General features: G+C 54.0%; 4 protein-coding genes. All 4 read right to left on the reverse strand.

The genetic code is table 11. The features are described from left to right. Positions 1-97: 97 nt before the first annotated feature. The 4 genes from ACLTD4_RS21275 to ACLTD4_RS21290 are packed head-to-tail and all read right to left on the reverse strand — an operon-like array spanning position 98 to position 6441. A complete protein-coding gene (locus ACLTD4_RS21275) occupies positions 98-2503 on the reverse strand; it encodes a virulence-associated E family protein (protein ID WP_039892461.1) in 2406 nt (801 codons plus the stop codon). Positions 2504-2514: 11 nt separating this feature from the next. After that, positions 2515-4485 (reverse strand): DNA polymerase, encoded by a 1971-nt coding sequence (locus ACLTD4_RS21280; protein WP_006775556.1) that lies wholly within the window; start codon positions 4483-4485, stop codon positions 2515-2517. A gap of 47 nt (positions 4486-4532) precedes the next feature. Then, entirely contained in the window at positions 4533-5249 is a 717-nt protein-coding gene (locus ACLTD4_RS21285; RefSeq protein ID WP_006775557.1) for a DUF2815 family protein, read from the reverse strand. Next, positions 5242-6441 carry a DUF2800 domain-containing protein gene (locus tag ACLTD4_RS21290; protein ID WP_006775558.1) on the reverse strand — a complete coding sequence of 400 codons (1200 nt, stop codon included), beginning with the start codon at positions 6439-6441 and terminating at the stop codon, positions 5242-5244. The genes ACLTD4_RS21285 and ACLTD4_RS21290 overlap by 8 nt, the downstream gene beginning before the upstream one ends. Between the last annotated feature and the right edge of the window lie 166 nt (positions 6442-6607).

Below are 6607 nucleotides of genomic sequence, written 5' to 3' on the forward strand. Positions count from 1 at the left end.
ATGCGGATTTTCGCGACTACTTTGTATGACAACTTTAGTGACTACTGACTACTTTGTATGACTACCTTATAAGTTGTCGTGACTACCTTTATTTTTCCTAGTTAGTAGTCACCCGTTCAAAACCTTTTTGCTGCCCGTACGGACCATATCTCCGTGTAGTTTTATTACGCTTCCAGCCACTGATATTCTGTAGCACGTTATTGATTTCTGTACTGTCCATTCGTTTTAGATATCGGGGATCGCCGTTAAAACACTCCACCCAGATCTCCACTGCACAAACTTTTTCCCTCGGAACCAGTAACGCTCCCTCCGGCAGTTGAAGTGTTCCCTGCCAGTACATTTTCCTCTTTAAAGGATCCATCTGGTCCCAATTAGAAGGGATCATCTTCTCCAGAAAATCCAGGATCATTCCTTCTTTTCCAGACGCTTCCCTGTGACGCTCCTGCTGTTCGATTGCTAAGGCTTCAATCTCCTTTGAAAGATATAACGGCTCTCCCAGCGCCCAGTACATATAGGCTTCCGCCCAGATCTGGTCCACCTCAGCCGGTAAATCATTCCATACTGACCGCTTTGCCGGATGTACGCCAACGTCAACAGGCCAGAACCGGCGGTTTCCCGTATTGTCTTTCAGAAACTCGCTGTCATTGGAAGTACCGAAGAAGACGCACCGCCTCGGGTACCGCTCCGTCCTGCGGCCGTATGCCGCTCTGTAGATATCTTCCCGCTTGCTTAAAAACTGCTTCACCGCAGAGGTCTCCTGCCTCGTCATGGCCGTCAGTTCCCCGACCTCGTTGATCCACGTTCCCTGTATCAGTTCTGCGGCCTCCTTGCCCTCGAACGATGTCAGGCTGTCGGAGAACCACGACTTTCCCAATATATTAAGGAACGAACTCTTTCCGAGGCCCTGGGGCCCTGTAAAGATTGGCATGTAATCATACTTAACGCCGCCCTCTACTGCTCTTGCTACTGCAGCGCACAGGGATTTCCGCATTACGGCCCTTGTATATGGGGTATCCTCTGCCCCTAAGTACTCCGACAGCAGGGTATCCACACGCTTCACGCCGTCCCATTTGAGGCCCTTTAGGTAATCCCTAACCTCGTTAATCTTATTCTGCTCGCCTACGATGGTAAGGGCCCGATCCAGCTTGTCCTGCTGGGCAATGTGGTAGAAATTTTCCATATACCAGAAGAATCCCGCATCATCCGGATCACTCCACTGGCGCCTTCCAACTTCCTTGCTCCACGGTAGTTCTCCCAGGACAAGCCCCCGGTTAGCAAACTCGTCCGTTACAATCCTGCCTTTCAACAGGGGATCGTTCTGCAGCACGATAATCATGTTATTGACTGTCTTCTTATAGTTCCCGTTTCCGTCTACTTCGAGGCCGCTCAACCAGCTGTAGTCCTCACTCCTGACGCCCTCTGTGGGCTCCGCAAAGGCCGCCACAGCCGCCTCGTGCTTCTCTTTGGCTATCAGGTCAGCTACGGCCTTATCGTCCATAGCAAGCCTGCTCATAGCCACGAAAGACGGCAGCTTATTGACTGGTGTACCCTCCTTCGCCTCGACGTCCCGGTCTCCGTACATATGGAGCCGGACCAGATCGTAGGCATTGACAAGCTGATTACAGCACGGATCATGGGAGTGGTGGGAGTACAGGAACAGGTCCCCATCGTAGATGATGGCACCACCCGTTGTCTCGCCTCCTGTGTATGTATACCGGCCAGGAGAGGCCGTCTCCTCATACATGCCGGGGATAAACATTTCCATCGCCTGAGTAATACTGTATGTCCGGCAGAATGCACCGATCACGCCCCGTTTTGTTGTGGGATCCTCCTGCTTCGCCAGCCGCCGGCGTTCGATTGCTTCGGTCCCGGGAACCTGCGGCCACTGGCTGATATCCCTCCAGTCACCATACATACCTAGCAAGCCATCAGCACTGCAGAACGGGTTGTCGTACACCTCGTATAAGTACTGGCTGTCAATGCAGCACGACGGCCAGTACATCAGCCTGTTGACTTCGAAGGTTGTCGGATCACAGAACTCAATCCCAATCAGTGACGCCAGTTTCCGCGCTGCGGGCTCGTATTCGTCCGCCGTGGCCGTCCGGTCCAGTGGAACGATCACACGGAGCCTGGGAGCGTATCCGGCATGTTTCCGGGTGCTGTAGACAGCCGCCGCACACCCAAGACCGCTCACGCGCCGCAGGATGTCATCGGCCTGCCCCGCTGGAATATTATCCAGATCCAGCGTTAAAAGATCCCGGCCTTCCGCACATTCCGGTTTCCGACGGTCTCCGGTAAACGTTCCGCCCACAAAGCCGCCCACGTCTTTTAGGTCGTCCTGTCTGGCCTTTGGCAGCGCGAGATACTGTTCCAGGGTCTCCGCCCCCCGGATGGGAGTTTTCAATTTTTCGGTAAATTCGGACCACATGATCTCACACCGCGGCCAGTGTGTTGATTTCCGGCTCCCGGCCGTGCTGATCTGCAGCTTCCTGTTATTCTGCAAGTTCTCCCCTCCTAGTCCTTCATATAATAACTACTTTCAAATCCAGCGCCTTTCAGCACCAGCCCCGGCGCCCATGGGATCGGCTCCGCCATCAGATCGCAGATCTCTTCCACCGTCGTCTCCATGGGGGCGTCGATGATAACCTCGTCATGGACATGGAACACCACCTGCAGACCCTTAGATGCGATCCTCTCCAGTGTTACCGCCAGACAGTCCCTGGCGATGGCCTGAACGATGTTTTCGACCATCTTGCCGCCGTAAGTGCTTGTAACTTCCCACTTCCGTGTCTGCTGGCCTACCGTGTAGTAATGGACGGCCATCTTCTCAAAACGGTTTTCTTTCAAAAACGGCTTTGGATAAAACAGCTTGCGGCCACTCGGCAGCCGGACGGTGAGAAAAGATTGACCGTAGATAATATCTCCTTCCAGTGCAAAAATAAGTCCGTTAATCCCCTGCGGCTGCGCTGTCTCCATGACGGCAAGGGCTGCATTCTCAATCGCATACCACAGGCCCTTAATCCGAGGATTCGCCTGCCGCCACCTCTGTACGATGTCCGGCAATTCCTCTTCTGTCAGGCCCATCTGCAGGGCGCCCATTGCAATCAGCGCCGATGTGCCTCCCTGGTATCCCAGGGCCAGTGTGGCGACCTTCCCCTTCTGTCTGAGGCTGTACTCCGGGTTTCCCTTCGCGATACGCTCCACCGGCACGCCAAACATTTGAGAGGCTGTAGCCTCGTAAATCTTTCCGTGCGTGGCAAATACTTCATTAACCCACTGCTCTCCAGCTAACCAGGCGATGACGCGGGCTTCAATAGCTGAGAAATCAGCCACAACGAATTTATGGCCCGCGGATGGGATGAACGCTGTCCGGATCAGCTGGGAAAGCGTATCCGGCACATTGCCGTAAAGAATCCTCACGCCATCGTAGTTTTTAGCCTTAACAAGGTTACGGGCGTAGTCCAGGGTCTTAAGATAATTCCTCGGCAGGTTCTGCATCTGCACCAGGCGCCCGGCCCACCTTCCTGTCCGGTTGGCTCCGTAGTATTGAGTAAGTCCCCGCACCCGGTCGCCCTCGCCACGGGCCGTATCCATTGCCACATATTTCTTGATAGACGTCTTCCCTAACTGCTGGCGGATCTCTAACATGCGCCTCACCTTGTTCGGATTGATTCCGCCCAGGAGCTCCGCGACAGTAGCCTTCTGCAGGTTGTCCGCTTCCGTACCGTTATCCCGCAGCCACTGAAGCAGCTGAGCCGCGCTGTTTGGATTCTGCAAGCCAGTCAGGCTTATTGCCTCATCAGTCAGGCGCTGCGTGCTGATCTGGTCGATGTATAAGGCCCCCTCGATCAGATCCGTATCTACCCGGACGCCATAAGCATTCATCAAGACGTCCATCTGCCACAGATGCTCTTCCTCTTCCGGCATCGGGAACAAGTCCAGCCGCTTTAAGATTTCCCTCTCTGTCACAACGTCCTGTAGGCAGTACTCCTTAAACAGCTCCCACTTATCCGTATCGTGCCACGGTTGGTTCCATGTACGGCTTCCGTTGGTTTTTGTTGGCTTACAAGGCACACAGAAATACCGGATCAGGGCCTTGCCTGTAGTCAGCTTCTGTTTATCCTGCGGGAGGCCGATTGCTTTGCCCGTAGCGTCCAGTCCAGCAGTATAGCCGCAGTACAGGCCGTGGGCCATGGTGCAGCGCCACTGTTCGATCGGAGTCTCGTAGCCGGCACAGTTAAGGCAGTACCACTCAAAAGCGGCGTTGTAGGCGTGCTTGATAACATTGGGATCTGCCAGGGCCTGCATTAACCAGCAAGGGAGCTCTTCCCCGTTTTTGAGATCTATAACCTTAACGGGATCGTTATTCCACTGGTATGCAAACAGGAGGATTTCAAAGTCCGGAGACTGTGCGTACTTATAGGCACCAGCCTTCCCAATGTCTATACTGCTCCTTGTCTCGATATCAATTGATAGATGATGCATATACGTCCCTCCCTGTCAGATTGAGGGGCCTTCCGGCCCCCCTAATATCAATATGGCTGCCCGGTAATCGGGTGTAATCTTGGCGCTGCGGCTTGTGCTGCTGGCTGTCCGGCTCCGTTCCACGGTGCTGTGGTCTGCGGAGCATAACCAGCAGCACCCGGAGTCGCTGGCATAGCTGCCCCGTACTGAGGCGCTGCATATCCGGCAGTCGCCTGTCCTTGCTGGACATTAAACGCCTGCGCTGCGCTCGGCGCACTGCCCCCCAATGATTCTCCGTCTCTTGTCTTCATAACCGGCCCCAGGCCACAGCCGATTCCCTTCTTTCCGCCGAAAGAATACGGGTAGAAGGATACATTCACACGGCCATACATACCGCTGTATACCTCGGACTGGTTTATGATTGGATTTCCCATCTTGTCCACGACTTCCGGCCGGTAATCCACCTTGGCACTGGCTGTAAATACCCAGTGGCCCTTACACTCTGGGCCGAAGGCCATCCCATCAGAAGGACGAACCCCGTCTCCGTCATAGACGGGCACGGGTACGATCGGCGGACACTGACCGTTCCATTTCTCGCTGATCCCCTTTTGCTTTGCGGCATCGAGGGCCGCATTAATACGTCCCATGGTGTCTACGTCCGTCTTCGGTACTAGAACTGTTACACTGTATTTTTCCTCCTGTCCTGTCATCGCTGCATACGGCTTAAACAGGTGTACATAAGATAATCTCACTTCTCCGGTTGTTACATTGGTTAAATCATTCATTTACTTTTTCCTCCTTGAACGCCTCTGCGGCGGTTAATTTATTTGTAATTGCCGGTCTCTTATCCGATGCTTCTACCAGTGCCGGCTTCCCTGGCTTCCATACAACGTACTCGCCTACAGCGTCGGCAAAATCCTTCTTCCCTACCGTTGTCTCTACCTGGGCGAGTGACAGCGGCTTTCTTTCCCACAGTACTGCTTCCTCAGCTACGCCACTTTTGACGAGAGTTTCAAACGCTTTGTCCATATCTGTCCAATCACGGCCACCACGGCCTGACACGGCCTTCCAGCCAGGAACTTCTTTTCCTGCCAGACACTCCTTAAGGGCATAGTCCTTTAAGGCTTCTAGCCATTTTGCCACATCGACACCCTTCCGCAGGTAGTCTCCTGCCTCTGCATTAGAGATAAGTGGCGGAAGTTTCCCGAGATCTTCCGAAAATGCAAGTTTCACATTCTCATCGGCTCTGGCCCTGCACTGCCCCCGCGCCCGGCAGTACTTACATGTTTCCGGACTCGGGAAATAATCACCCTCGCCCTTAATCGCAAGTTCTGCCCGGCCTTTCACGTACTGCCCCCACGAGAGCAGTTCTTCCAGCGGGCACTCCCACTCAGAGATTCCGTCCGAAAGCCGGGGCTGTACAATTGACATCCGGATTATCTCGATCGGATACAGAATCTTGTACATTTCATAGGCCCCCAAAGCATATAGGGCAAGCTGGGGATTCCCTTCCGCCTCCACCCGACCGTTAGGGTTCTTCCCGTATTTAAAGTCAATGATGTGCAGCACGTTGCCACAGATCAGGATACAGTCCGCAGTCCCGAATCCATCAGGAACATAAGCGGAGAAATCAACCCGCTTTTCGGTCGCTACATAAGGCTGGTTCTTCATTGCAAGCGCAACACCTTTTATGTAATCGAGGTACTCGTCTGTATACCCCATCATCTCTTCCTGCCACAGTTCCTTTTTCTTAAGCTTGTTGATAGCCGCCGTCAGTTTCTTTTTCCCAAACTCGACGCCGTGGAAATAGTTCCTGACTTTCAGCTCCGCTAACTCGTGGGCCAGCGTGCCTTCTGCGGCTGCTTCCGATGTGGTATCCGGAAACCCTTCTTCCAGCCGGGCGCTGGGGGTGCAGTACAGCCACCGATGCGCCCCGGAAGCGCTTAATAATGCATGATCTCTCTCAGCATGTCCCATTAGATCGGCGCCCCCAATCCTCTAAGAGCAGTCGCAAACGCTCCGTACTGCTCCGGCTGCAGATGCGTAAGGGTGTCTGCGCCAAACTGGGCCAGAAGATCAATCAGGTCGCCCTGCCTGCCGGAATCCATCAGCGTCATGGCTGCCCTTGCCAGATCATCAGGCG

The organism is Hungatella sp., assembly GCF_046966825.1.